Source organism: Oleiphilus sp. HI0117 (assembly GCF_001635235.1).
The window spans coordinates 1-450 of record NZ_LWGA01000463.1; the positions used below are offsets into that span (position 1 = coordinate 1).

Annotated in this window: 1 protein-coding gene; it reads left to right on the forward strand. The window is 46.9% G+C overall.

Annotated elements, in window-relative coordinates; translation table 11 throughout:
• The coding region (locus A3757_RS05305; RefSeq protein WP_255374973.1) for an acyl-CoA dehydrogenase family protein at nt 1-450 on the forward strand (450 nt) is incomplete at both ends.

Sequence of the window (450 nt, forward strand, 5' to 3'; positions counted from 1 at the left end):
CTAAAACTAACCCTGAAGCTGGCGCAAAAGGTACGAGCCTTCTGTTAGTTGAGGCAAACTCACCCGGCTTTGAAAAAGGCACCAATCTTCATAAGATCGGTATGAAGGCACAGGATACGTCAGAGCTATTCTTCCAGGATGTAAAAGTCCCAAAAGAAAACGTGCTAGGTGCTGAAGGCATGGGCTTTATCTACCTTATGCAGGAGCTACCACAAGAGCGGCTATCGGTAGGCTTAAACGCGATCGCTAGTGCAGAGTCGATTCTTGAGCAAACAGTCGCATACGTTAAAGAGCGTAAAGCCTTCGGCCGTGAAATAGCATCGTTCCAGAACACCCAGTTTAAGCTTGCCGAAATGTCAGCAACCTTGACGATGGCGCGTGTATTTGTCGATAAATGCTTAGAGCTGCATATTAATAAGCAACTAGATGTGGTGACCGCAGCGAAGCTTA